The organism is Luteitalea sp. (assembly GCF_044337415.1).
GTDB lineage: Bacteria > Acidobacteriota > Vicinamibacteria > Vicinamibacterales > Vicinamibacteraceae > Luteitalea.
In genome coordinates this window covers 22,566-47,397 of sequence record NZ_JBIINP010000006.1, presented here as the reverse complement: position 1 = coordinate 47,397, position 24,832 = coordinate 22,566, and the positions used below count along the sequence as shown (strand labels likewise).

25 protein-coding genes are annotated in these 24,832 nt (G+C 69.5%); 17 read left to right on the top strand and 8 right to left on the bottom strand.

Annotated features, from left to right (window positions below; translation table 11 throughout):
- Window positions 1–3: 3 nt before the first annotated feature.
- The 4 genes from ACIRDX_RS02250 to ACIRDX_RS02235 all read right to left on the bottom strand — a co-directional run bounded on the left by ACIRDX_RS02250 (window position 4) and on the right by ACIRDX_RS02235 (window position 4,045).
- A complete protein-coding gene (locus ACIRDX_RS02250) occupies window positions 4–789 on the bottom strand; it encodes a thiazole synthase (protein WP_396623769.1) in 786 nt (261 codons plus the stop codon).
- On the bottom strand, window positions 764–2,215 hold the full coding sequence (locus ACIRDX_RS02245) for a phospholipid carrier-dependent glycosyltransferase (RefSeq protein WP_396623768.1): 1,452 nt from the start codon (window positions 2,213–2,215) through the stop codon (window positions 764–766). The genes ACIRDX_RS02250 and ACIRDX_RS02245 overlap by 26 nt, the downstream gene beginning before the upstream one ends.
- Before the next feature lie 37 nt (window positions 2,216–2,252).
- Window positions 2,253–2,453, bottom strand: coding sequence for a sulfur carrier protein ThiS (gene thiS, locus ACIRDX_RS02240; RefSeq protein WP_396623767.1), 201 nt, complete (start codon window positions 2,451–2,453; stop codon window positions 2,253–2,255).
- A gap of 113 nt (window positions 2,454–2,566) precedes the next feature.
- On the bottom strand, window positions 2,567–4,045 hold the full coding sequence (locus tag ACIRDX_RS02235; RefSeq protein ID WP_396623766.1) for a glycosyltransferase family 4 protein: 1,479 nt from the start codon (window positions 4,043–4,045) through the stop codon (window positions 2,567–2,569).
- Window positions 4,046–4,440: 395 nt separating this feature from the next.
- Between ACIRDX_RS02235 and ACIRDX_RS02230 the strand changes: the two genes are divergently transcribed.
- The 14 genes from ACIRDX_RS02230 (at window position 4,441) to rfbB (ending at window position 17,923) form a co-directional block, all read left to right on the top strand.
- Complete coding sequence (locus tag ACIRDX_RS02230; protein WP_396623765.1) at window positions 4,441–4,803, top strand: NADH-quinone oxidoreductase subunit A; 363 nt, start codon at window positions 4,441–4,443, stop codon at window positions 4,801–4,803.
- Between the two features lie 44 nt (window positions 4,804–4,847).
- Window positions 4,848–5,324: an NADH-quinone oxidoreductase subunit B gene (locus ACIRDX_RS02225; RefSeq protein ID WP_239489482.1), complete on the top strand. Its 477-nt coding sequence runs from the start codon at window positions 4,848–4,850 to the stop codon at window positions 5,322–5,324.
- A 4-nt stretch (window positions 5,325–5,328) separates the two neighbouring features.
- The gene (locus ACIRDX_RS02220; protein WP_396623764.1) at window positions 5,329–5,922 is read left to right on the top strand and encodes an NADH-quinone oxidoreductase subunit C; all 594 of its coding nucleotides are present in this window, start codon (window positions 5,329–5,331) and stop codon (window positions 5,920–5,922) included.
- Complete coding sequence (locus ACIRDX_RS02215; protein ID WP_396623763.1) at window positions 5,919–6,506, top strand: SIS domain-containing protein; 588 nt, start codon at window positions 5,919–5,921, stop codon at window positions 6,504–6,506. Before ACIRDX_RS02220 ends, ACIRDX_RS02215 begins: the two co-directional genes overlap by 4 nt.
- A 98-nt stretch (window positions 6,507–6,604) precedes the next feature.
- On the top strand, window positions 6,605–7,786 hold the full coding sequence (gene nuoD, locus ACIRDX_RS02210; protein ID WP_396623762.1) for an NADH dehydrogenase (quinone) subunit D: 1,182 nt from the start codon (window positions 6,605–6,607) through the stop codon (window positions 7,784–7,786).
- Window positions 7,783–8,388, top strand: coding sequence for an NADH-quinone oxidoreductase subunit NuoE (gene nuoE / locus ACIRDX_RS02205; protein WP_396623761.1), 606 nt, complete (start codon window positions 7,783–7,785; stop codon window positions 8,386–8,388). Before nuoD ends, nuoE begins: the two co-directional genes overlap by 4 nt.
- A gap of 3 nt (window positions 8,389–8,391) precedes the next feature.
- On the top strand, window positions 8,392–9,696 hold the full coding sequence (gene nuoF / locus ACIRDX_RS02200; RefSeq protein WP_396623760.1) for an NADH-quinone oxidoreductase subunit NuoF: 1,305 nt from the start codon (window positions 8,392–8,394) through the stop codon (window positions 9,694–9,696).
- 21 nt (window positions 9,697–9,717) lie between these two features.
- Entirely contained in the window at window positions 9,718–10,752 is a 1,035-nt protein-coding gene (gene nuoH, locus ACIRDX_RS02195; RefSeq protein WP_396623801.1) for an NADH-quinone oxidoreductase subunit NuoH, read from the top strand.
- Window positions 10,753–10,756: 4 nt separating this feature from the next.
- The gene (locus ACIRDX_RS02190; RefSeq protein ID WP_396623759.1) at window positions 10,757–11,272 is read left to right on the top strand and encodes an NADH-quinone oxidoreductase subunit J; all 516 of its coding nucleotides are present in this window, start codon (window positions 10,757–10,759) and stop codon (window positions 11,270–11,272) included.
- 16 nt (window positions 11,273–11,288) lie between these two features.
- On the top strand, window positions 11,289–11,591 hold the full coding sequence (nuoK, locus tag ACIRDX_RS02185) for an NADH-quinone oxidoreductase subunit NuoK (RefSeq protein WP_396623758.1): 303 nt from the start codon (window positions 11,289–11,291) through the stop codon (window positions 11,589–11,591).
- Window positions 11,592–11,605: 14 nt separating this feature from the next.
- A complete protein-coding gene (gene nuoL, locus ACIRDX_RS02180) occupies window positions 11,606–13,768 on the top strand; it encodes an NADH-quinone oxidoreductase subunit L (RefSeq protein ID WP_396623757.1) in 2,163 nt (720 codons plus the stop codon).
- A complete protein-coding gene (locus ACIRDX_RS02175; RefSeq protein ID WP_396623756.1) occupies window positions 13,765–15,345 on the top strand; it encodes an NADH-quinone oxidoreductase subunit M in 1,581 nt (526 codons plus the stop codon). Before nuoL ends, ACIRDX_RS02175 begins: the two co-directional genes overlap by 4 nt.
- The gene (locus ACIRDX_RS02170; protein ID WP_396623755.1) at window positions 15,345–16,778 is read left to right on the top strand and encodes an NADH-quinone oxidoreductase subunit N; all 1,434 of its coding nucleotides are present in this window, start codon (window positions 15,345–15,347) and stop codon (window positions 16,776–16,778) included. Before ACIRDX_RS02175 ends, ACIRDX_RS02170 begins: the two co-directional genes overlap by 1 nt.
- An 80-nt stretch (window positions 16,779–16,858) precedes the next feature.
- Window positions 16,859–17,923 carry a dTDP-glucose 4,6-dehydratase gene (gene rfbB / locus ACIRDX_RS02165; RefSeq protein ID WP_396623754.1) on the top strand — a complete coding sequence of 355 codons (1,065 nt, stop codon included), beginning with the start codon at window positions 16,859–16,861 and terminating at the stop codon, window positions 17,921–17,923.
- On the opposite strand, the gene selA is transcribed toward rfbB, so the two are convergent.
- Complete coding sequence (gene selA, locus ACIRDX_RS02160) at window positions 17,908–19,347, bottom strand: L-seryl-tRNA(Sec) selenium transferase (protein WP_396623753.1); 1,440 nt, start codon at window positions 19,345–19,347, stop codon at window positions 17,908–17,910. The genes rfbB and selA overlap by 16 nt on opposite strands.
- An 88-nt stretch (window positions 19,348–19,435) precedes the next feature.
- Between selA and ACIRDX_RS02155 the strand changes: the two genes are divergently transcribed.
- Both ACIRDX_RS02155 and ACIRDX_RS02150 read left to right on the top strand, forming a co-directional pair.
- Window positions 19,436–19,885: a hypothetical protein gene (locus ACIRDX_RS02155; protein ID WP_396623752.1), complete on the top strand. Its 450-nt coding sequence runs from the start codon at window positions 19,436–19,438 to the stop codon at window positions 19,883–19,885.
- A 36-nt stretch (window positions 19,886–19,921) separates the two neighbouring features.
- The gene (locus ACIRDX_RS02150) at window positions 19,922–20,512 is read left to right on the top strand and encodes an MXAN_5187 C-terminal domain-containing protein (RefSeq protein ID WP_396623751.1); all 591 of its coding nucleotides are present in this window, start codon (window positions 19,922–19,924) and stop codon (window positions 20,510–20,512) included.
- Window positions 20,513–20,594: 82 nt separating this feature from the next.
- Here the strand turns inward: ACIRDX_RS02150 and ACIRDX_RS02145 are convergent, their stop codons facing one another.
- On the bottom strand, window positions 20,595–20,804 hold the full coding sequence (locus ACIRDX_RS02145; RefSeq protein ID WP_396623750.1) for a cold-shock protein: 210 nt from the start codon (window positions 20,802–20,804) through the stop codon (window positions 20,595–20,597).
- Between the two features lie 184 nt (window positions 20,805–20,988).
- On the opposite strand from ACIRDX_RS02145, the gene purH reads away from it, so the two are divergent.
- The gene (purH, locus tag ACIRDX_RS02140; protein ID WP_396623749.1) at window positions 20,989–22,578 is read left to right on the top strand and encodes a bifunctional phosphoribosylaminoimidazolecarboxamide formyltransferase/IMP cyclohydrolase; all 1,590 of its coding nucleotides are present in this window, start codon (window positions 20,989–20,991) and stop codon (window positions 22,576–22,578) included.
- Window positions 22,579–22,664: 86 nt separating this feature from the next.
- On the opposite strand, the gene rfaE1 is transcribed toward purH, so the two are convergent.
- Together rfaE1 and ACIRDX_RS02130 are read right to left on the bottom strand one after the other, a co-directional pair.
- The gene (rfaE1, locus tag ACIRDX_RS02135) at window positions 22,665–23,636 is read right to left on the bottom strand and encodes a D-glycero-beta-D-manno-heptose-7-phosphate kinase (protein WP_396623748.1); all 972 of its coding nucleotides are present in this window, start codon (window positions 23,634–23,636) and stop codon (window positions 22,665–22,667) included.
- A gap of 11 nt (window positions 23,637–23,647) precedes the next feature.
- On the bottom strand, window positions 23,648–24,832 hold the full coding sequence (locus ACIRDX_RS02130; protein ID WP_396623747.1) for an O-antigen ligase family protein: 1,185 nt from the start codon (window positions 24,830–24,832) through the stop codon (window positions 23,648–23,650).

Sequence of the window (24,832 nt, the reverse complement as noted above, 5' to 3'; positions counted from 1 at the left end):
CAATTATGCGCGCGCCGACGCGTGAATCGTGCCCGTGAGCGGGCTGCTGGCCGAGGCGTACCGCTTCCTGGGGATTCGTCCGGCACGGAAGGCGAGCCGGCCGGCCTCCACCGCGTGCCGCATGGCGTGCGCCATCAGCACGGGCTGGTCGGCCTGGGCGATCGCCGTGTTGAGCAGCACCGCGTCGGCGCCGAGCTCCATCGCGATCGCGGCGTCGGAGGCCGTGCCGACGCCGGCATCAACGATCACCGGCACCTTGGCGAACTCCTTGATGATGGCGATGTTGTTGGGGTTCTGGATCCCGAGGCCCGAGCCGATGGGGGCCCCGAGCGGCATCACGGCCGCGGCGCCGGCGTCCTCGAGCTTGCGGCACGCGATCGGGTCGTCGGTCGTGTAGGGCAGCACGATGAACCCTTCCTTCACGAGCACCCTCGTCGCCTCGATCAGCGCCTCGTTGTCCGGGAAGAGCGTGCGCTCATCGCCGATCACCTCGAGCTTCACCCAGTTGGACAGGCCGGCCTCGCGCCCGAGCCTGGCGGTGCGGATGGCATCCTGCGCCGTGTAGCACGCGGCCGTGTTGGGCAGGATGAACAGGTTCGGCGTGATGAAGTCCATCAACGACGCCCCGCTCCTGTCGTTCAGATCGACGCGACGCACGGCGACCGTGACGACCTCGGTGCCGGAGGCGGCGTGGCACTCACGCATCACGTCGTGCGAGGGGTACTTGCCGGTCCCCACGAAAAGTCGGGACGTGAAGGTGCGGTCAGCGATCGTCAGCGTGTCGTTCATGGAGCGTCTCGGGGAGGAGTGCCAGTCGGGCAGCCCCGACCATGGCCATCACGATGGCTGCCAGCCATCCCAGGCCAGCGACCAGGAACGGCCCTGGCGCGCGGAGCAGGTCCGGGCGCTCGACCCACAGGGCCAGGCGGTGCATGTCGAGCGGCACGCCGCTGCTGCTGCGCAGGAACAGCCGCGATGCATCCACTTCGCCGGGGAAGTGCAGGTAGTAGTGGCCAGCGACGCGCACCAGCGCCAGCCCGGCGACCGTGGCCAGCAACAGCAGGCCGAGCAGCAGCAGGCGTGGCACACGAGCGCCGACGCCGGCGGTGGCCAGCACCGCCATGACCGGCAGCATCGGGAACAGCCAGCGCCCCTGGTACGAATCGGGCAACTGCACGAGTACTTCACGGATGGCCGGCTGCAGGGCACACAGCAGCAGGCCGGCAGCCCACAGCGGCCCGATTCGGTGGAGTCGGCTGTCGTCGGGGGGCAGCCATGACCGCGCCAGGCCCAGGCACACGAGGCCGACAAACAGGACGGGCACCACGATGAGGCTGTCCGGGAGTTCCAGCGTGCTCGCGCCGAAGTTCCCGAGCGGCATCCACATGCTGCGCGCCACCGCCCACGCCTGTGACGACGCCGCAGCCAGGGCACCCGTCAGCAGGGCCAGCGCGCCACGGCCGATCCCCGGCGCTCCACCCGCCAGCGTGGTGGGGGGCAATACCCGCAGCGCGGCCCAGCCGGCTGCCAGGACGGTCGCCGCCGCCAGGGCCACCACGGCGCGGGAACTGCGCGCCTGCGGGGCGGCCTGCCAGCCGCGGAGCAGAACGGCCACCATGAGGGTCGGGACCAGGAACGCCACCGTGTCCTTGGTGGCCAGGGCCAACACGACCGACACCGGCAGCAGCGCCAGTTCCCAGCGCGTGCTGCGCGCCAGCATCAGCCGGGTGGTCAGCAGGAGGGACGTGGCACCGAGCAGGTTGGCGAAGCTGTCCGGGGTGATCCCGCCCGACACCGTCGCCGCAAGTGGTTGGAACGCTACCACTGCAGCGGCCGCCACCCAGGCGGTCGGCTGGTCGGGCAGCACTTCGCGCGAGAGCAGGAACGTCAGTAGCACCAGCCAGGGGAACGTGAGGCCGCAGGCCAGCCGGAGCCCCCAGTACACCGTGGTCGACGGGATGCCGGAGGCGCAGAGGGACCGGAGGGCCAGGCCGCCCAGCCACCTGAACAACGGCTTGCCGCCCGCGTCGACAGGGAGCGGGATGCCTTCCGGTGGCGAGGCGCAGACATAGACATCCGTGCCTGCGCGCTCGGTGGCGTAGATCCGCTGCTGGAGTCCGGCGAGGTAGCTGATCTCGTCCGACACCTGGAACATGGGACGGACCGAGGCGTGCAGCCAGGCGTGGAGCAGCGCCGCAAGCAGGAGGCCCGCCATGGACAGGCGGAGGGCCGACAGGCCACGCGGGGGCACCTTAGCCGCCACCAACGAAGTTCACCACCTCGACGGCGTCGCCCTCGCAGACCAGCGTCTCGGCGTACGCCGCCTTCTTGACGACCAACTCGTTGAGCTCCACGGCCACCCGTCGCGCGTCGATGTCGAGGCGTGCGAGCAGCGCGGCGATGGTGAGGGGCTCGGGCAGGTCGTAGCGTTCGCCGTTGAGTTGGATGGTCACGGGCAGGACTGGGACGGGAGTCGGGAATCGGGGAGCGGGTAGAGGGAGTCGGGTCGCGGCGGTCGGCAGTCGGCAGTCAGGGGGCGCGGGGTGGTCTCGCCGCGCCCACGCCCTCACGCGAGGATATCAACCTCCACGCCGAAGGGCGCGGTGAGGTCGCGGGCCCACCCCGACGGCGAGGGGCGCAGGTGGGCGGGCGCGTCCTCGGGCCAGCCGGGCTCGGACTGTGCGGCGCCCCAGGCCAGGGCCGCTTCGTAGTCGCGGTGCATGCGTGGCAGGGTGTGATGCGCTTCCCACCAGGCGCGGGCGTTGTGGCCGAGCTGGTCCCGCAGCGCGGCATCGGCCACGAGGCGCCGCAGCGCCTGGCGCACCATGGCGTCCTCGTCGTGCAGGTCGATCGACACGGCCACGGCGCGGGTCACCGGGGGCGGCTGGAAGACGGCCCCCGCGTCGGTCCGGTCGTGCTTCAGCAGCCAGTGGCGGGGATCGAGCGTGGGCACGTCGACGGTCGACACCTGGTCGGGCACGATGGTCGGCTTTCCTGCCGCGAGACACCGCAGCCACGAGGCGGAGGTCTCCCGCGCCGTCGGCCAGCGCAGGCAGAGGCACACGTCGGCGGCCCGCAGTTCCGCCGCCAGTTGCTCGTCGTCCACGTAGCCGGTCACCTCGACGATGTCCCGCGTGCCGGTTGCGGCGACGTCCTGCCAGAGGGCGTAGTGCTCCCCGATCTCGCCGACCAGCCGCAGGCGCACGCCGGGCACCTCCGCGCGAATCGCCTGCAGCGCCCGCAGGATGGTCAGGATGCGCTTTTCAGGCGTGATCACGCCGAACGCGGACACGACGATGCCGGCAGTCGGCGGTCGGCGGTCGGCAGGAAGGACGCTCCCTGAGTCTTGAGCCGTGAGCCCTGAGCCGCCGTTCGGCCTGCTCTCTGAGCCTTGAGCCCTGAGCCCTGAGCCTTCTTCCCACGGGTCCGGCACTCCCATCGACACGGTCCGGATCGGCGTGTCGGGGAACTCTTCGGCGAGCGCCCGGCGCAGCGGGTCGCCATGCACGACCACCCCTCGCGCCCGGCACATCACCGTGCGCAGCATCGGCCACAGGTAATAGGGCGAACCCTGCAGGCCTGCCACGACGAAATCGGCGACCCGCGGGTCGACCCCCGGGTGGTTGAAGCGGAACTCGTCCCGGTACTCATCGTCGCGACCGTCGGCCAGCAGGGCGTGGGCCCGCGCGTGGTGCAGCGCCGCGTCGTGCAGCACGACCAGTCCCGGCCAACGGAGGAGGTAGGGCCACTGGTAGCGATGACAGGCGGCATTCCCCATCTGGTAGACGACCAGGTCGTAGGGGTGCCGCGTGTGGGCGACGGGGAAGTCGTAGGCCCGGAACAACGGCAGGCCGAGCGGCCCCGGCAGTGCCGCCGTCTCCGGCCCCCGGCCAGCGTGCAGGTGTCCCCCGGCGGCCTGCCAGACCCGGTCCTCGACGTACAGGTCCACGGCATGGCGGCCCGTCAGGCCCTGAAGGACGTCCAGGCTGTAGGCCGCGATCCCCGAATGGACCGGGGGCAGGGGCGAGAACCAGGCGAGACGCACGGAGACACAGTAACGCCGAACGCCGTGGGCATGCCCCATTCGTCATGCCTCATGCCTCATGTCGAAGTCACAGGGGGAAAGGTGGAAGGGGGACGGCGGAAGTCAGAAGGGGCCGGCCAGGCGCGAACACCCCTGGGGCCGGGAGGGCTGGCTCGCCGAGCCGGCCACCTTACCCCGTACCCGGCACCCGGCACCCGTACCCGGCCCCCCGTACCCGGTACCCGGATTAGATTGCAGATGAGTGCGCAAGCGGGCTAGCATCTACGGGATCGAATCCCGCCTGCGGCAGGCGCCGGCGGGGCCGACAGCGGGGCCGGGCGTGATGGGCACGCAGGGCCACGCTTGCGCGACTTTTCACAAGCGCCACCTCCGCCGCGGCGCGGCGACCTACACGCATGGACGGCTGGGTTCCGATTCTGCTGCTGATGGCCTTCGGCTTCTCCTTCGCCGCGGGCAACGTCTTCCTGTCGCAGTACCTCGGCCCGCGCAACCCGACGGCCGAGAAGCTCGCGCCGTACGAGTGCGGCATGCCGCCGGTGGGCGACGCTCGCGAGCGCATGTCGGTGAAGTTCTACCTCGTGGCGATGATCTTCCTGCTGTTCGACATCGAGGTGGCGTTCCTCTATCCCTGGGCCGTGGCCCTGCGCGAGCTGCACTGGGCAGGCTTCGTGCAGATCCTCGTCTTCTTCGCGATCCTGATCACCGGCTATATCTACGTGTGGCGCAAGGGCGCCCTCGACTGGAATACGCGGGACTGACCGTCCCGTACCGGTGTCGAAAGAGCTGACGGACTGCTGCAGTCATGGCTGATATCGAGATTCCCGTACTCACGACCACGGTCGACAAGCTGGTGGGCTGGGCCCGCCGGTCGGCCATCTGGCCGGTGGCGTTCGGCCTGGCCTGCTGTGCCATCGAGATGATGGCCATGGCGGCCAACCGCTACGACGTCGCCCGCTTCGGCGCCGAGGTGTTCCGCGGCTCTCCCCGCCAGGCCGACCTGATGATCGTCGCCGGTCGGCTGTCGCGGAAGATGGCGCCCGCGCTGCGCCGCGTCTACGACCAGATGCCCGAGCCCAAGTGGGTCATCTCGATGGGCGCCTGCGCGTCGGTCGGCGGCGTGTTCGACAACTACGCCATCGTGCAGGGGGTCGACCAGGTGGTGCCGGTCGACGTGTTCGTGCCGGGCTGTCCGCCACGGCCCGAATCCCTGATCTACGGCATCGTCCAACTGCAGCGGAAGATGGCCCGTTCGCGCCAGCCGCTGGTCAATTTCGGCTGATCGCATGGACTTCGCAACGCGACTGGACGCCCTCCGGCAGGCCCTGCCGGACGTCACGATCGAAGAGGTGTCGTCGGTGGATCAGCCGGCGATCGTGGTGCCTGCCGATGCCATCGAGCGCGTCGCGCGCCAGCTGCGGGAGCACCCCGCACTGCAGTTCCAGACCCTGGCCGAGTGCACGGCCGCGGACTTCTGGCCCGCGGACCCGCGGTTCGAGGTGGTCTACCACTTCGTGTCGATGGGTCCCGAGGCGGTCGGCGCTGGTGCGCCCCCGGCCCAGCGGCTCCGCGTGAAGGTCCGCGTGGGCGGCGACACGCCGACGGTGCCGACGATCGTGCGCATCTACCCGAACGCCAACTGGTACGAGCGCGAGGTGTTCGACCTGTTCGGTGTGGCGTTCGCGGGCCACCCGGACCTGCGCCGCATCCTGATGCCCGACGACTGGGACGGCCACCCGGCGCGCAAGGACTACCCGGTGCAGATCCACAAGGCCATCGATGCCGGCGAGGCCATCCAGGTCACCGAAGAGGAGTTCGTGCGCAACATCGAGCGGCAGCGGCGCGCCGCCGGGGTGAGCGCCGGCTTCAACGTGCAGTGACCGACGACGCCGCAGTGGCGCGGTGCCTCACGGCCTTCGAGGCTGGCATCGAGGCCCATCGCCGCGCGGCGTCCGCGCTGGGCACCGGGATGGCCCGCACGGCGGCCCGGTTGGCGGCAGTGCTGCGTGCCGGCGGGACGATCCTGGCGTGCGGCAATGGAGGGAGCGCGGCGGAGTGCCAGCACTTCGCCGCGGAGTTGACGGGCCGGTTCAAGCGGGAGCGGCCGGGGTGGCCGGCGCTGGCGCTCACCGTGGACACGAGCGCGCTGACGGCCATCGCCAACGACTACGGCTTCGAGCGCGTGTTCGCGCGGCAGGTCGAGGCGTATGGCAGGCCGGGCGACGTGCTGGTGGCGATCTCGACGAGCGGGCGGTCGCCCAACGTCGTGACGGCCGCGCGCGAGGCGCGGGCCCGCGGGCTCACGGTGGTGGCGCTCACCGGGGCCGACGCCGGGGCGCTCGGCGCGGAGGCCGACGAGGTGCTGGCGGTGCCGGAGGCCGACACCGCGCGCGTGCAGGAGGTGCACCTCACGGTGCTGCACGTGCTGTGTGACGAAGTGGAACGCGCGCTGGCCGGAAGCTGACGCGCGGGCAGGCTGCCGGCCCCAGGGGTGGCAGACGGCCCGACGACACAATGGAACCCTGGCTCACGTAGCCTGTAGCCCGAAGTCCGTAGTCCGATATGGCTGAAATCCGCACGGAAACGATGACGGTCAACATGGGGCCGCAGCACCCCGCCACGCATGGCGTGCTGCGCCTCGTCGTCGAGCTCGACGGCGAGCAGATCGTGAGCGCCGAGCCCACGATCGGCTACCTGCACACCGGCATCGAGAAGACCGCCGAGCAGAAGAAGTGGCAGCAGGTGGTGCCGCTCGTCGAGCGCATGGACTACCTCGGTCCGCACTCCAACGCGTTGGCCTACGTGCTGGCGGTGGAGAAGCTGCTCGGCATCCAGGTGCCCGAGCGCGTGCAGAACATCCGCGTGCTCATCGCGGAACTGCAGCGCATCACCAGCCACCTGGTGTGGCTCGGCACCCACGGGATGGAGATCGGCGCCATCACGATGATGATGTACTGCTTCCGCGAGCGGGAGCTGCTGCTCAACATCAACGAGATGCTGGCCGGGTTCCGGCTGTTCCCGAGCTACATGCGCATCGGCGGCCTGCGCGAGGACCTGCCCCACGGGTTCCACGAGGCCGTCAACGCCTTCCTCGACCGCTTCCCCGCGAAGATGGACGAGTACGAGGGCATGCTCACCAAGAACTCGATCTGGATCGGCCGCACCAAGGGCGTCGGCATCCTGACCAAGCAGGACGTGCTCGACTGGGGCCTGCTCGGGCCGATCGCACGGGGATCGGGCATCAAGTACGACGTGCGCAAGGCGTTCCCGTACCTCACGTACGCGAGCTACGACTTCGACGTCCCGACCAGCGAGGTCGGCGACGTGTACGCGCGCTACCAGGTGCGCGTGGCCGAGATGCGCGAGAGCCTGAAGATCTGCAAGCAGGCCATCGCGCGCATCACCCCGACCGGCGAGTGGGGTGTCGACGACCCGCGCATCGTGCCGCCGCCCAAGGACAAGGTCTACTCGGAGATGGAAGCGCTCATCCAGCACTTCCTGATCTACTCGCAGGGCTTCACCGTGCCCGCCGGCGATGCCTACGTGCCCATCGAGGGGCCGCGTGGCGAGCAGGGCTTCTACGTCGTCTCGGACGGCACCAACCGCCCGGTGCGCGTCAAGTCGCGCCCGCCGACGTTCCTCGCGTTGCAGGCCCTGCCCAGGCTGATTGCCGGCGGCCTCATCGCGGACGTCATCGCGGTGATCGGCTCGGTCGATGTCGTCATGGGAGATTCGGATCGATGAGTTTCCACCCGCAGATGCCCTACGGCGAGGGCTGGCACAAGAGCGAGCGGTTCATCCCCGAGGAGGGGCCCACCTTCGCGTTCACGCCGGAACACCGGGCGCAGCTCGAGGAGCTCTGCACCCACTACCCGCCGGAGCGGCGCAAGTCGGCCATCATCTCCGCGCTGTACATGGTGCAGGCGCAGCAGGGGCATGTCTCCGGTAACGCCATGCGCCACGTCGCCGAGGTCATCGGCTGCACGACCGCCGAGGTGGAGGACGTGGTCACGTACTACGTCATGTTCTTCACCAAGCCTGTCGGCACGTACGTGCTGCAGGTGTGCCGCACGCTGTCGTGCGCGCTCAACGGCGCCGAGAAGGTGACCGCCGCGCTGTGCAAGCACCTGCACGTGAAGCCGAACGAGACCACCGCCGACGGCATGTTCACGGTGATGGAGTTCGAGTGCCTCGGGGCGTGCGACCGCGCGCCCGTGATCATGGTGAACAACGAGCACTGGCACGAGTGCCAGCAGCCCGAGGACGTCCCGGCCCTCATCGAGGGCCTGCGGACGAAGGGCCTCGCGGCGCTCTCGGGATGCCACCTCGTGAAGGAGCGTGCCTAGGCCATGCCCACGTTCGAACCGGTCCTGACCAAGTACGTCAACGAGCCCCACGGCTATACGCTCGATTTCTACGTGCAGCACGGCGGCTACCAGGCGCTGCGCACCGCCCTCGGCATGGCGCCAGACGCCATCGTCGACAGCGTCAAGAAGTCGGGGCTGCGCGGGCGCGGCGGCGCGGGCTTCCCGACCGGCCTGAAGTGGTCCTTCGTGCCGAAGGACAACCCCAAGCCGAAGTACCTGTGCGTCAACGCCGACGAGAGCGAGCCAGGCACGTTCAAGGATCACGTGCTGATGGAGCGCAACCCGCACCTGCTGTTCGAGGGGTGCGTGATCGCCTGCCGGGCCATCGGCGCCAAGACCTGCTACATCTACATCCGCGGCGAGTTCTACCACCTGCAGAAGCAGATGGAGGTCGAGCTCGAGAAGGCGCGCGCCGCCGGCTACGTCGGCAAGAACATCCTCGGCAGCGGCGAGGACTGCGACATCTGGATCCATCGCGGCGCCGGTGCGTACGAGGCGGGTGAAGAGACCGCGCTCATCGAGTCGCTCGAGGGCAAGCGCGCGCAGCCGCGCCTCAAGCCGCCGTTCCCGGCGGTGGTCGGCCTGTACGGCTGCCCGACGGTGGTCAACAACGTCGAGACCATCTGCAACGTGCCCGTGATCATCGAGAAGGGGCACGAGTGGTTCGCCGCGATCGGGCCGGAGAAGAACACCGGGCCGAAGCTGTTCTGCATCAGCGGGCACGTGAAGAAGCCGGGCGTGTACGAGGCGCCCATGGACACCACGCTCCGCCAGCTGATCTACGACTACGCCGGCGGCATGCGTCACGATCGCCAGATCAAGGCCATCATCCCGGGCGGCTCCTCGACCCCGGTGCTGCTGCCCGACAAGCTCGACACCCACCTGAGCTTCGACGGCATGGTGGCGGCCGGCTCGATGCTCGGGTCCGCAGCCGTGATCGTCATGGACGAGACGACCAGCATGGTCTGGGCGGCCAAGAACCTGATCCACTTCTACAAGCACGAGTCGTGCGGCAAGTGCACCCCGTGCCGCGAGGGCGTGGACTGGCTCTACAAGATCCTCGACAAGATCGAGCGCGGCGACGGTGAGGCGCGCGACATCGAGCTGTTGCTCAGCGTGTGCGACAACATCGGCGGCAAGACGCTGTGCCCGTTCGGCGATGCCGAGATCGCGCCGGTGCTGAGCACCATCCAGCACTTCCGGGCCGAGTACGAGGCCTACATCAAGACGGGCGAGTCGCCCGTGCAGAGCGACTTCCGCGCGGCCGAGCCCGTCGGCGCGCACTAACGAGTAGAGCCCGTGCCGACGATCACTCCCAGTCTCGTCTTCCAGATCTCGCTCATCGGCGTGGTCTTCTTCGCGCTGCAGATTTCCGCAGCGGTGCTCGTGTACTTCGAGCGCAAGATCTCCGGCTGGGCCCAGCAGCGTGTCGGGCCCAACCGCACGGGCCCGCTCGGCCTCCTCCAGCCGCTTGCCGACATCGTCAAGCTGATCTTCAAGGAGGAACTCCGGCCCGTCGCCGCCGACAAGTGGCTGTTCTACCTGGCGCCGATCCTCTCCGCGACGACGGCGTTCGCGGCCTTCGCCGTCATCCCCTTCGGCCCGCCGACGACGTTCTTCGGGTTGCTCGAGAAGCCGGTGCCGCTGCAGGTGGCCGACCTGAATGTGGCGGTGCTGGTCGTGTTCGCCATCACCTCGATGGGCATCTACGGCATCGTGCTGGCGGGCTGGGCCTCCAACAGCAAGTACTCGCTCCTCGGCGGCCTGCGCAGCTCGGCGCAGATGGTCAGCTACGAGCTCGCCTACGGCATGTCGCTCGCGTCGGTGCTGGTCATCGCCAACACGCTGTCGCTGCGCGAGATCGTCGATGCCCAGGCCGGGGTGTGGTGGGTGTTCAACGCCATCCCGGTGCCGAAGTGGTACGTGTTCCTCGCGCCGGTGGGCTTCTTCATCTTCTTCGTCGCCGGCATCGCCGAGACCAACCGCGCGCCGTTCGACTTCCCGGAAGCGGAGCAGGAACTGGTGGCCGGCTACCACACCGAGTACAGCTCGATGTCGTTCGCGCTGTTCTTCCTGGCCGAGTACGTCAACATGGTGGTGGTCTGCGGCGTCGCCACCAGCCTGTTCCTCGGCGGCTTCTACATGCCCGGCCTGCCCGACTGGCTGGGGCCGCTGTGGTTCATCGGCAAGCTGGCGTTCCTGCTGTTCTTCTACATCTGGATGCGCTGGACGCTCCCGCGCTACCGCTACGACCAGCTGATGGACTTCGGCTGGAAGCGCCTCCTGCCGCTGTCCATCGTCAACCTGCTGGTGACGGCCGCCGGCGTCCTCTACTGGAGCTGAGACCGTGGCCCCCTGGCTCTTCTACCTGTTCGCCGCCATCTCGCTGATCTGCTCGCTCGGGGTCATCGGGCAGCGCAACCCGATGTACAGCGTGCTGCTGCTCATCGGGTCGTTCATCTCGCTCGCCGGCCTGTATGTCGGCCTCGACTCGCCCTTCGTCGCAGTCACGCAGATCGTCGTCTATGCCGGCGCGATCATGGTGCTCTTCCTCTTCGTGGTGATGCTGCTCAACGCGCCGCGCGAGGATGTGGCCCCGGGCGCGCAGCTGCCGATTCCCGGCGGCGTCAAGGCGTTCGGCGCAGTCCTGGCCCTCTCGATGGGCACGATGCTGGTGTGGGCGCTGAGCCGCCTCGGCGCGCTGCCCTTCGTCGACGACCCGCAGGCTGCCTCGCGTGTCGCCTCGGTCCGCGACATCGGCGTGATGCTGTTCCGCGATCACGCCTTCGCGTTCGAGGTCACCTCGATCCTCATCCTCGTCGCCATGGTCGGCGCCGTGGTGCTGGCCAAGAAGACCGTCTAGGCCCCGACATCCGCCGATGATCACGCTCAACCACTTCCTGCTCCTCTCCGCGCTGCTGTTCAGCATCGGGACCGCCGGCATCTTCCTGCGGCGCAACCTGATCACGCTGCTGCTGTCGGTGGAGATCATGCTCAACGCCGTGAACCTGACGTTCGTGGCGCTCGGGCGCTTCAATGGATCGGTCGAGGGCCAGATCATCACGTTCTTCGTGATGACCGTGGCGGCCGCCGAGGCCGCCGTCGGCCTGGCGATCGTCATCGCCCTGTTCCGGCATCGGGAGACCCTCTCGCCCGACGCCTTCACCTCCCTGAAGTGGTAGGGCGACAAGACGCGATGCTCCTGTTCATCATCCTCGCCCCGTTCATCGGGTTCCTGATCAACGCGTTCCTCGGCAGGCGACTGCCCAAGGCGGTGTCGGGCGGCGTGGCCGTCGCGGCGCTGCTGGCCGCGTTCGGCCTCTCGCTGGCCTCGGCGGCGCAGATCTTCGGCGCCCCCGCCGATCAGCGCGTCATCGAGCAGACCGTCTTCACGTGGATGACGTCGGGCGACTTCAGCGTGCCGTTCACGCTGCGCCTCGACCCGCTCTCCACCGTGATGATCCTGGTCATCACCGGCATCGGCTCGCTGATCCACATCTATTCGACCAGCTACATGCACGAGGAGCGCGACGGCGAGTACGCCCGCTACTTCTCGTACCTGAACCTGTTCGTCGCCTTCATGCTCACGCTGGTGCTCGGCGCCAGCTTCCCGATCATGTTCGTCGGCTGGGAGGGGGTGGGCCTCTGCTCCTACCTGCTCATCGGCTTCTGGTTCACCAAGAAGTCCGCCACCGACGCCGGCAAGAAGGCGTTCATCGTCAACCGCATCGGCGACTTCGCGTTCATCCTCGGGATGTTCGGCGCCTTCGTCACCTTCGGCACCCTCGACTTCACGGCCATCGCCCAGAAGGTCGCGTCGATGCCGGTCGAGGTGACCTGGGGCGTGCTGTCGATCACGACGCTGCTGTTCTTCATCGGCGCCACCGGCAAGTCCGCGCAGATTCCGCTGTACGTGTGGCTGCCCGACGCCATGGAGGGCCCGACCCCGGTCTCGGCCCTCATCCACGCGGCCACGATGGTCACCGCCGGCGTGTACATGATCGGCCGCAACGCCGAGTTGTTCGCGCACGCGCCGCACACCATGCAGGTGGTGGCGGTGATCGGCGCGCTCACCGCCCTGATGGCCGGCACCATCGGCCTCGTGCAGAACGACATCAAGCGCGTGCTCGCGTACTCCACCGTGTCGCAGCTGGGGTACATGTTCCTGGCGATGGGCGTCGGCGCGTACTCGGCCGGCGTGTTCCACCTCTACACGCACGCGTTCTTCAAGGCCCTCATGTTCCTCGGCTCCGGCTCCGTCATCCACGCGATGGCCGGCGAGCAGGACATGCGGAAGATGGGCGGCCTCAAGAAGTACATGCCGGTCACCTACTGGACGTTCGTGATCGGCGCGGCCGCCATCGCCGGCGTGCCTGGCCTGGCCGGGTTCTTCAGCAAGGACGAGATCCTCTTCCAGACCTACTACACGGGCCACACCGGCCTGTGGGCGATCGGCGCCCTCACGGGCCTGCTGACGGCCTGCTACATGTTCCGCCTCATCTTCATGACGTTCCATGGCAAGGAACGGTTCGAGGTGGCCGCGCATGGGCACGACGCGCACGGCCACGCCGCGCCTGCGCACGGCCACGATGCGCACGCCGCGCACGACGACCATGACCACGGTCACGGCCACGGGCACCACGGCGCGCCGCACGAGTCGCCGTGGGCGATGGCCGGCCCGCTGGTGCTGCTCGCGCTCGGCTCGGTGGCCGCCGGCTACGTCGGCGTGCCGCACGCGCTCGGCGGCAGCAACGCCATCGAGGGCTTCCTGCACCCCGCGTTCCACCCGGCGCCCGCGGTGCACGGCCCGGCCGTGGCGGGTGGCGACCACGCGGCCCCGGCGGGCGACCACGCCATGCCGGCCATGGACCACGCCGCACCCACCGAAGCCCATGCGGCCCCGGCAGGCGGGCACGATGCGCCGGCCAGTGAGCACGGCGCGGCGGCGGGTCACGACGACCCGAAGAAGACGCAGACCGAACTCACGCTGATGGGCGTGTCGACCGTGCTGGCCTTCGTCGGCATCGGCCTGGCGGCGTTCTTCTTCCTGCAGCGCCCCGAGGCGGCCGACGGCGCGGCGCGCAGTCTGGCGCCGCTGCACAAACTCCTCTACAACAAGTACTACGTGGACGAGATCTACGACGCGGCGATCGTGCACCCGCTGCGTGATGGGTCTTCCTCCGTGCTCTGGAAGACGGTCGACGCCAGGATCATCGACGGCGCCGTCAACGGCACGGGTCATCTGGTGCGCGAGTCGGCCGGCGCCCTGCGCTTGTTGCAGACCGGCTCGGTGCGCGTCTACGCGGCGTCCCTCTTCACGGGCGCGCTGCTGGTCCTGGGGTACTTCCTCGCGCGATGACCTTCCCGCTCCTCACCCTCACCGTCTTCGCGCCGCTCATCGGCGCGCTCTTCCTGCTCGCGCTGCCCAACAAGGACGGCGAGCAGAACGGCTTCGTCCGCAACGTCGCGCTCGCCATCTCGCTGGTGGTGTTCGTGCTGACGCTGGCCGTCTGGCGCGCCTTCGACCCGGCGTCGGCCGACTTCCAGCTCGTCGAGCGGGTGCCGTGGATCCCGGCCTTCGGCATCGACTACCACCTCGGGGTGGACGGCATCAGCCTGTGGCTGGTCGTCCTGACCGGGTTCCTCACGCCGCTGGCGCTGCTGTCCTCGTGGCACGGCGTGGAGAAGAAGGTCAAGGAGTTCTCCTTCTTCATCCTGGCGCTCGAGACCGGCATGCTCGGCGTGTTCCTGTCGCTCGACCTGTTCCTCTTCTACATCTTCTGGGACGCGATGCTCATCCCGATGTACTTCCTCATCGGGATCTGGGGCTACGACCAGCGGGTGTACGCGGCGGTCAAGTTCATCCTGTACACGATGGCGGGCAGCGTGCTGATGCTCATCGCCATCATCGGGCTCGCCGTCATCCACGCGCAGGCGACCGGGCAGTACAGCTTCAACGTGCTGCAGCTCTACCAGCTCTCGCTCGACCCGCGGACACAGCTCTGGTTCTTCCTCGCGTTCGCGCTCGCCTTCGCGATCAAGGTGCCGCTGTTCCCGTTCCACACCTGGCTGCCCGATGCGCACGTGCAGGCGCCGACGGCGGGGTCGGTCATCCTGGCCGGCGTGCTCCTGAAGATGGGCACCTACGGGCTCATCCGCTTCGCCTTCCCGCTGTTCCCGGACGCGGCGCTGCAGGTCGCGCCGTACATCGGCACGCTGGCGGTGATCGGCATCGTCTACGGCGCGCTGGTGGCGATGGTGCAGCCCGACATGAAGAAGCTGGTGGCCTACTCGTCGGTGAGCCACATGGGCGTGATCGTGCTCGGCATCAGCGCCGCCAACGTCCAGGGCATGCAGGGCGCCATCTACCAGATGCTCAACCACGGCATCAGCACCGGCGGCCTGTTCCTCATCGTCGGCATGCTCTCGGACCGGCGGCACACGCGCCAGATCGCCGAGTACGGCGGCCTGAAGCACGTCACGCCGAAGCTGGTGGCTGCGTTCCTCATCGTCACGCTGTCGTCGATCGGCATGCCTGGCCTGAACGGCTTCATCGGCGAGTTCCTGTCGCTGCTCGGCGGGTATCGCTGGCGCCCGGGGCTGGCCGCCGTGGCCACCACCGGCGTCATCCTGTCGGCCGTGTACATGCTCTGGATGTTCCAGCGCGTGAACTACGGCCCGGTCACCAACCCGAAGAACAAGCAGCTGCACGATCTCGAGCCGCGTGAGTGGGCCGCCATCGGTCCCATCCTGGTGCTCTGCATCGTGATGGGCGTGTTCCCCAACGTCTTCCTGAACCCGATGGCGCCGGCGGTCGACCGACTGGTGCAGCGCCTGCACGCGCAACGGCCTGCCCTCGCAGAGGCCGTGCCCGTCACCACACCGAGACCTGTCCCGGTGACCGTGTCCCTGACTCCGGAGCAGGCAGCCCGATGATGACCGACCTGCAAGCCATCATGCCGATCCTCATCGTCACGCTCACTGCGATCGTGACGATGGTGGCCGAGTCGTTCCAGCCGAAGGGCGAGAAGGTGCCGCTCGGCGGCCTCGGCCTGATCGGGCTCACGGGCGCCGCGATTGCCTCGATGCTCCTCTGGGGCCGCGACCTCACCGGCTTCGGCGTCATGCGCGCCGACAACTTCGCGCTGTTCCTGAACGTGACGCTGTGCGCGATCGGGCTGCTGACGATCCTCTTCTCGTCGTCGGTGGTCGAGCGCGAGCGCATCCCGGCCGGCGAGTACTTCACGCTCATGCTGTTCGGCATCGTCGGCATGATGCTGATGGCCGGCGCGAGCGACCTGCTGGTGATCTTCCTCGCCCTCGAGGTGATGTCGCTGTCGGTGTACGTGCTGACGGGGATTCGCCGCAACAGCGAGGCCGGCGCCGAGGCGTCGTTCAAGTACTTCATCCTCGGGGCCTTCTCGAGCGCGTTCTTCCTGTACGGCGTCGCCTTCACCTACGGCGTCGTCGGCAGCACCCGCCTCGAGCAGGTGGCCGCGACCCTGGCCAGCCAGGTCAGCGCCCCGAGCGTGATGGTCATCCTGGCGCTCGCGCTGCTCCTCGTCGGCTTCGCGTTCAAGATCTCGGCGGTGCCGTTCCACATGTGGACGCCCGACGCCTACGAGGGCGCGCCGACGCTGGTCACCGGCTTCATGTCGACGGGCGTGAAGGCGGCGGCGTTCGCGGCGTTCATCCGCGTCTTCCTGTCGGCGTTCGAGCCGATGCACGCCGAGTGGGCCCCCATCGTCTCGGCGCTGGCCGTGGCCACCATGGTGCTCGGCACGACCGTCGGCGTGGCGCAGAGCAACGTCAAGCGCATGCTCGCGTACTCGAGCATCGCGCACGGCGGCTACCTGCTCGTGGGCCTCATCGCCGCCAACTCGGTCGGCAAGGCCGGCATGCTCTTCTACCTGGCCTCGTACGGCATCACCAACGTCGCGGCGTTCGGCCTCATGGCGCTCCTGTCCACGGAGGATCATCCGCACGACAACGTGCGTGACTTCGCCGGGCTGTGGCACCGACGTCCGGGCATGGCGGCCGTGATGACGATCTTCCTGCTCTCGCTGGGAGGGTTGCCGCCGACGGCGGGCTTCGTCGCCAAGTGGTATGTGTTCGCCGCGGCCGTGCAGGAGGGCTACTACGCGCTGGCCATCATCGGCGTCCTCACGAGCGTGATCTCGGTCTACTTCTACCTGCGCATCGTGGTGCTGATGTACATGTCCGACGAGGTGGCCGTGGATCCGGCGCCTGTCGTGCCGCGCGGCGCCGTCGCCGGCCTGGCCATCGCCACCCTCGCCATCTTCTATCTCGGCGTGGTGCCCACCCGCGTGATCAACCTCGCGGTGCAGAGCGTCCAGGGACTGTTCTAGCGACGTTTCCGATGCCGCGCGTGCCGGGCGCCCGGCATTCGCGGCATTTTCAGCTTCATCGGCCTCCCGGGAGCCGCCTCATGTCCTCGATCCTCGTCACCGGCGGTGCTGGCTTCATCGGCGCCAACTTCGTCCAGCACTGGCTGGCCGGCCGGCAGGGCCGCGTCGTCAACCTCGACAAGCTGACGTATGCGGGGAACCCCGAGAATCTCGCTCCCCTCGGCGACAGCGCGAGGCACACGCTCGTGCGCGGCGACATCGGCGATCGCGCCCTGATCTCGGAACTCCTGCGCACCCACCAGCCGGTCGCCGTGGTGAACTTCGCGGCCGAAAGCCATGTCGATCGCTCGATCCATGGCCCCGCAGCGTTCGTCGAGACGAACCTGGTGGGGACGTTCGTGCTCATCGACGAGGTCAAGGCCTACTGGTCGTCGCTCGAGGGCGAGGCGCGGGCGGCGTTCCGCTTCCTGCATGTGTCGACCGACGAGGTCTACGGTTCGCTCGGCCCCGAGGACCCTGCGTTCTCCGAGACCACGCCGTACGCGCCCAACAGCCCATACTCCGCGTCCAAGGCCGGGTCGGACCATCTCGTCCGCGCCTACCACCACACCTACGGCCTGCCGACGCTCACGACCAACTGCTCGAACAACTACGGTCCGTACCAGTTCCCCGAGAAGCTGATCCCGCTCATCATCCACAACGCCCTCGCGGGCAAGCCGCTGCCGGTGTACGGGGATGGCAAGAACGTGCGCGACTGGTTGTATGTCGAGGATCACTGCTCGGCGATTGCGCGCGTCCTCGATGTCGGCCGGGTGGGGGAGACCTACAACGTAGGTGGCAACAGCGAGCGGCAGAACATCGCCGTCGTGCACACGGTGTGCGGCATCCTCGACGAACTGGCGCCCCGGGCCGAGGGCCGGTACGCCGACCTGATCACCTACGTGCGTGACCGTCCGGGCCACGATCGCCGGTACGCCATCGACCCGACGAAGATCCGGACCGAACTGGCCTGGGAACCTGCGCACACGTTCGAGGGCGGCATGCGCCAGACGGTGCAGTGGTACCTCGACCACCAGGCCTGGGTCGGGCGTGTCACCAGCGGCGCCTACCGCGAGTGGGTCAGCGAGCACTACGGCAACGACTGAGCCGCGACCGGGTCATCACCACGAACGGCCGCGATGACCGCGGCCACCAGCAGGTCGTCCTCGTCCTCGCTCACCGTCCGCGGGTCGAGGCACACGTCGTCGTCGGCGATGAACGCGACCACCGGGGGAGCGCCCCGACGCAAGGCGGCCGCCAGCGCATCGGCCGACGTCGCCCGGATCCGCACCAGCGTCGTCGGCAGCGTGGCCCCGGGCGTCGTCCCGCCGCCGATGGTCGACAGCCCCGTGCCGACCTCGCAGGGCACGCCGGCAGCCCGCAATCGTTCCACCAGGTCCGAGGCGCGCCGGGCCAGCACCTCGGGCGACATCGCGATCATCCGCATCACGGGAATGGCCTCGTCGGCGCGGCCGCCAACCCAGGCGCGCAGCGTGGCGTCCAGGCCCGCGTAGGTCACCTTGTCGACGCGCACCGCGCGCATCAGCGGATGCGCCTTCACGCGGGCGACGAGATCCGCGCGGCCGACCACCAGCCCGGCCTGCGGACCGCCGAGGAGTTTGTCGCCGCTGAACACGAGGAGATCGGCGCCGTGGCGGATGCTGTCGCGGACGGCGGGCTCGTCCCCAAGCACCGCGCGGGCCTCGGCAGGGAAGGCCTCGACACGACACAGATCGAAGCCGAGCCAGCCGCTGCCCTGATCCTCCACGAGCGGCACGCCGAACCGTCGCGCGATCTCCGACAGCTCGCCCAGGCCGGGCCGGCTCGTGAACCCCTGCATGGTGAAGTTGGACGGGTGCACCCTGAGGATCGCGGCCGTGCGATCGCTGATCGCGGCGGCATAGTCCGAGGCGCGTGTGCGGTTGGTCGTGCCCACCTCGCGCAGCAGTGCCCCCGACCCGCGGAGGATCTCCGGGACGCGGAAGCCGCCGCCGATCTCCACCAGTTCGCCGCGGCTGATGATCACCTCGCGGCCGGCGGCCAGCGCCGCGAGCGCGAGCGTGAGCCCGGCGGCCGTGTTGTTGGTGGCGACGCCGGCCTCTGCACCTGTCGCGTCGGCCAGCAGGGCGTCGAGGTGGCGGTGCCGGCTGCCGCGCGTCCCACCCTCGACGTCGAACTCCAGCGTGCTGTACCCGGCCGCGACCGCGGCCATGGCGTCGAGGGCGGCACGGGCCAGCGGGGCGCGTCCCAGGTTGGTGTGGATGACCACCCCCGTGCCGTTGATGGCTGGCCGCAGCGAGGGCTGCGCGGCGCCCTCGAGCGCGCTCGCCACGTGCTCGAGTATCAGCGCCGCCGCGGCGTCCTTGTCGTCGATCTCGTGCGCCCCGGCACGCAGTCCGGCGCGCAGGTGGGCGACCACCGTGTCGAGGGCCGCGCGGAACGCCCGCGGGCCATGCCGGCGGGCCAGGGCCTGCGCGGCCGGCAGCGCGATCAGGACGTCCATGGCCGGGATCACACGCGCCCCTGACATGGCCGCGATGCTACCATTCCACCCGCGGAGGGCCCGGCCCCCGGGGCATCGCGCCTCCGGGCGCGGCCCGCCCCCGTGCCCGTGACGCATGACCGACACGAACTCCTCACCATCCGCCCGGGCCGATCGTCCCGCACTGCCGGACTACCAGCCGGAAGAGCGGTTCTGGCCGTACGTCGACCTGACCGAGCAGCCGACGCCCGAGGAACTCGCGGCCCTCGATCCCGACCTGCGCACGGCGCTCTTCGGCGCGGCCGACATCCCGTTCTCCTTCACGCTCGTCTTCCCGCGCTTCGGCGGCGACGACTTCGAGGCGGCGGTGGCCCTGGCCAGGGCCTCGGCCGAGTATCGCGAGGTCGGGGCCGGCGAGGCGTTCCGCGTGCGGGCGCGGTTCCATCCCTCGCAGGCGACGCAGCTGCGCGACCTGTTCGCGATCGTCGGACGCTACCCGGGGTGCGAGGTGCTCGTCGACGATCGTCCGGTGCCCTTCGCGCGGGAGCTCTGGCTACCGCTGACCTGGTTCCTGCTGCCGCGCTGACGCGCGGGTGGCGCGCCCGGAAGGTTCGACTCAACCGTGCCCCAGCCGAGCGCCCTCGAACGCGACTTGCAGGCGTTGACCGTGCAACTGAAGAAGGTCGAGGCGGAGTACACGATGTACTTCTCCGGTCGCACCGGACGGCCGCCGCTCGAGAGCCGTGCCGCGCTCGATCGGGCGTTCAGGCGCTTCGACCGGGCCTACTTCGACAGCGCGGTGCTGCGCTTCCAGTTCTCGACGCTGCAGGCCCGCTACTCGACGTTCTGTGATCTCTGGGACCGCGGCGTGCGGGCGCGCGAGGAAGGTCGTGGCGGGCCGTTCGTGCGCCAGGCACCGGCGTCGTCACCCGCGGCACCCGACGTGGTGCATGCCACGCGGCTCGTCGACCCGGTGCAGGAGGCCGACAAGCTGCGCACGCTCTACGAGGCGCTGATGGAGGCGCGGCGCGACGAGGGCCGGGAGGTGGTGCCGTTCCACCGCTTCGCCGACATGGTGCGCGAGCAGGTGCGGACGCTGCGTGAGCGGCATCCCGGCGACCAGGTCTGGTTTCGCGTGACGCGCATCGACGGCCGCGTGAACCTCACGGCGCAAGCCGTGAAGGCGGGGCGCGGCGAGAGTGACGATGAGTAAGCGGAACGGCGCGCGTGAGGCGGAGGTGGGGAGGGTGTCCGTGGGCGGGCGTGTCGCCGCCCACGGGTCCTGCGGCGCGAACCTAGCCGACCTTCGTGACGTTGCCGGCCTGCGGTCCCTTGGGACCGTCGACGATCTCGAACTCGACCGGCTGGCCTTCCTCGAGCGTGCGGAAGCCGGCGCCCTGGATGGCAGAGAAGTGGACGAACACGTCACTTCCCGATTCGCGCTCGATGAACCCGTAGCCCTTGGCGTTGTTGAACCACTTGACCTTGCCCGTGATGCGTTCCATGGTGCTGACCTGCCTTGCTTCGCCGCCGGCGGACCGGCAGAAGGTACGCTCGGCCGCCAAGGGCCCAGGCGTACGGTTACACCGGAAACCTTCAACTTTCGCTCATCTGGCTGTCCGGCGCCGGCAAGGATAGCGACGCCTGCTCAGCAGTGTCAAGCCACGTAAACCCCTACTTTCCTACCCTATGCCTTCGTACGCCCTGATCAGTGTGTCCGACAAGACCGGCCTGGCGCCCTTCGCGCGCGGGCTGGCGGACCTCGGCTTCCACCTTCTGTCCACTGGCGGCACGGCCAAGGCGCTCGAAGCCGAGGGCCTCCCCGTCAGCCAGGTGTCGGAAGTCACCGGCTTTCCGGAGATGCTCGACGGGCGCGTCAAGACGCTCCACCCGCGCGTGCATGGCGGCATCCTCGCGCGTCGAGACAAGCCAGACCATCTCGCCTCACTCGCCGAGCACGGCATCCCGCTCATCGATCTCGTGGTGGTGAACCTCTATCCGTTCGCGAAGGCCGCCGCCGATCCGTCGACGCCCGTCCCCGGCCTGATCGAGCAGATCGACATCGGTGGCCCCGGCATGGTCCGCGCCGCAGCCAAGAACTTCCGCGACGTGCTGGTGCTGGTCGATCCTGCCGACTATCCGCGCGTCCTCGAGGCCCTCGCCGCCGGCACGGTCCCGCAGGCCATGCGCTTCGAACTGGCGCGCAAGGCGTTCGCGCACACCGGCGCCTACGACCAGATGATTGCGTCAGAACTTGCGCACGTGACGATGGACGAGACAGGTGGCGCGCGCGTGCCTGCGGGTGAGCGCGAGGCCTTCCCCGAGGCCGTCACCCGCTCGCTGTCGCGCATCCGCACGCTGCGCTACGGCGAGAACCCGCACCAGCCAGCGGCCTGGTACGCCGACGGCCCGACGGGCTTCGGGCGCGTGACGATCCACCAGGGCAAGGAACTGAGCTTCACCAACCTGCTCGACCTCGATGCCGCCGCCCGCATCGTCCTCGAGTTCTCCGAGCCCGCCGCCAGTGTCATCAAGCACACCAACCCGTGCGGCGTCGCCACGGGCGCCGACGCGGCCGATGCCTACGTGCGGGCCCGCGAGGCCGATCCGCTGTCGGCCTTCGGCGGCATCATCGGGCTGAACCGCCCGCTCGACGTCGCCACCGCCGAGGCCATCGTGACCACCTTCATCGAGGCGGTCGTCGCGCCCGCCGTCGACCCTGCCGCGCTGGCCGTGCTCGGCAAGAAGGCGAACCTGCGCGTGGTCACGGCCGACTTCGCGGCGCTCGCGTCGGCCGATGCGCTGGAGTGGCGATCGATTCTGGGCGCGACGCTCGTGCAGCAGCGCGACCGCGTCATCGAAGCGAGCCAGCCGTGGTCGCCGGCGACCGAGGGCCTGAAGGTCGTCACCAAGCGGCAGCCGACGGCCCAGGAGTGGCAGGCGCTGCGCTTTGCCTGGCGCGTCTGCGCTCACGTGAAGTCGAACACGATCCTGTTCGCGTCCGCGGATCGGACGCTCGGCGTGGGGGCCGGGCAGATGAGCCGTGTCGACTCGGTGAAGGTCGCGATGATGAAGGCGGGCGAGGGCAACCTGCAGGGATCGGTCGTCGCCTCGGACGCGTTCTTCCCCTTCCGCGACGGCCTGGACGCCATCGCCGCCGCCGGCGCCACGGCGGTCGTGCAGCCCGGTGGATCGGTGCGCGACGAAGAGGTGATTGCGGCTGCCGACGAGCACGGCATCGCGATGGTGTTCACCGGCCGGCGGCACTTCCGGCACTAGCGATCACAGAGGTAGGGCGGCGTGTCCCCACGCCGCCGTTGGTTCGGAACGATCTGATGGACAGCGGCGCGGTCGGAGACCGCGCCCTACCCGATTCGCGCCAGCAGCTCGTCGCGCGTGACGGCGACGGCGCCGAAGCGGCTCACCGCCACGCCGGCGGCGGCCGTGGCCAGTTGCGCGGCCTCCAGCAGCGTGGCACCCGAGGCCAGAGCCACGGCGATCGTGGCGATCACCGTGTCGCCCGCGCCGGTCACGTCGGACACCTCGAGCGCGGTCGCGGCGAAGTTGGTCTCGACCGCCGGCTCGACGCTGCCGTCGAGCACCCACATCCCGTGCTCGCCGCGGGTGACCACCACCGACTCGCACTGCAGCGTCGCCTTCAGTCGTCGCGCGACGTCGCGCGCGTCGGCATCCGACCGGATGCGCGCGTGCGTGGCCGTCTCGGCCTCGACCTGGTTCGGCGTGACGAGCGTGACGCCCCGGTACAACTCCAGGTGCGGGATCTTGGGGTCCACGAGGACGCCGACGCCGCGGTCGCGCGCGACGGCGAGCACGCGAGCCATCACGGCCGGGGTGATCACGCCCTTCAGGTAGTCGGAGACCAGGATCACGTCGGCCTCGCCGGCGCACGCGGCGAGGCGGTGGCCGAGGACCGCCGCGATGCCCTCGCTCACGTCGGCCTCGCTCTCGAAGTCGACGCGTGCCACCTGCTGCTGGCGCTGGGTCACGATGCGCAGCTTGCGGGTGGTGGGGCGGGTCGGATCGACGACGAGCGCCTCGCTGTCGACTCCGCCACGATCGAGCCCTGCCCGCAGGTGTGCCGCCGCCTCATCGTCGCCGACCACGCCGACCAGGTGCACCGTCGCGCCGAGCGCGGCCAGGTTCATGGCGACGTTGGCCGCGCCGCCAGGCCGGTACTCGTCGCGCGCGTACTCGACGATCGGCACCGGCGCCTCGGGCGACAGGCGCTGCACCCGGCCGAAGAGGAAGTGGTCCACCATGACGTCCCCGACGACGAGGACGCGGCGACCCGGGAAGCTGTCGACGAGTGAGCGCACGCGGGCGTGACTCAGAGGTGCCGTGTGATGGACTCCGGGCGCTCGGCCGCGAACGGCAGCGTGAGCACCACGAGGAGGAGCATCAGGAACTCGGAGTCGCCGAAGTTGTACTCGAACAACCCGGCGCCGAGCATGGCGGCCAGCGAGGCGAGCGCGCCGGCGGCGAGTGCGCGCGTCGCGCCCGTGCGGCGCGAGACGCGGCGATAGAGGTCGCGTGCCACGACCGCCACGAACCACAGCCACACGATGAGGGCGGGCAGGCCGCGCTCGGCTGCGATCTGCATCGGCACGTTGTGCAGGTGCACGTTGAGAGGCTGAACCGACTCCGGGACGCGGTACTGGTGGTAGACCGCCTTGACCTGATCGGGGCCGACGCCCGTCAGCGGGTGATCCTCGACCATCGCCGCGCCGGACTTCAGCATGGCGAAGCGGTCGCGGTTGGTGGGGTCCTTGAGGTCGAAGATCGAGTAGACGCGGTCGGTGACGCTGGCGGGGGCCAGCACCACGGCGAGCGCCAGGCCCAGCGGCACCACGGCCACCAGGCGTCGGTCGCGGAGCGCGAGCAGCACCGCCATGCCGACGCACACCCCCACCCACGCACTGCGGGTGAAGGTCAGGCCCAGGGCGACGAGCACCGCGGGCAGCACCAGCAGCGGCCACACGCGATCGCGACTCCCGTACAGCAGGCGCGCGGCGGCGACGCAGGCCACCAGCATCAGCGAGCCCGAGTACGTCATGTAGTGCGTGAGGGTACCCTGCGGGCGACGTCCGAGGTTGTCGAAGTGCAGGAAGCCGTACTGGAACAGCCCCACGAGGGCGCTGGCGGCGCCGACGGCGATGATCACTGATGCGAACAGGTGCGCCCGGTGTCCGCGGGCGAGCCGGTACACCAGCGGGACGATCAGGAACAGCACCAGTTGCTTGGAGTCGACCAGGCTGAGGCCAGGGTCCACCGAGGCGGTGGTGGAGATCAGCGTCACCGCGGCGTATGCCGCCAGCGGCCAGAAGAACGCGGGCACTTCCAGTTGCTCCTCGCGGAGCACCAGCAGCGCGCCCCAGCAGAGGAGCGTGAGGGCCAGCAGCACGCCCGACGCCGCGACCGAGAGCTGCAGCGCCGCGACGAAGCACAAGAGCACCGACAACGAGAGTGTCTCGAGTCGGTCCATCCGTGCGGTTCGCAGTGCCGGCGCGGTCAC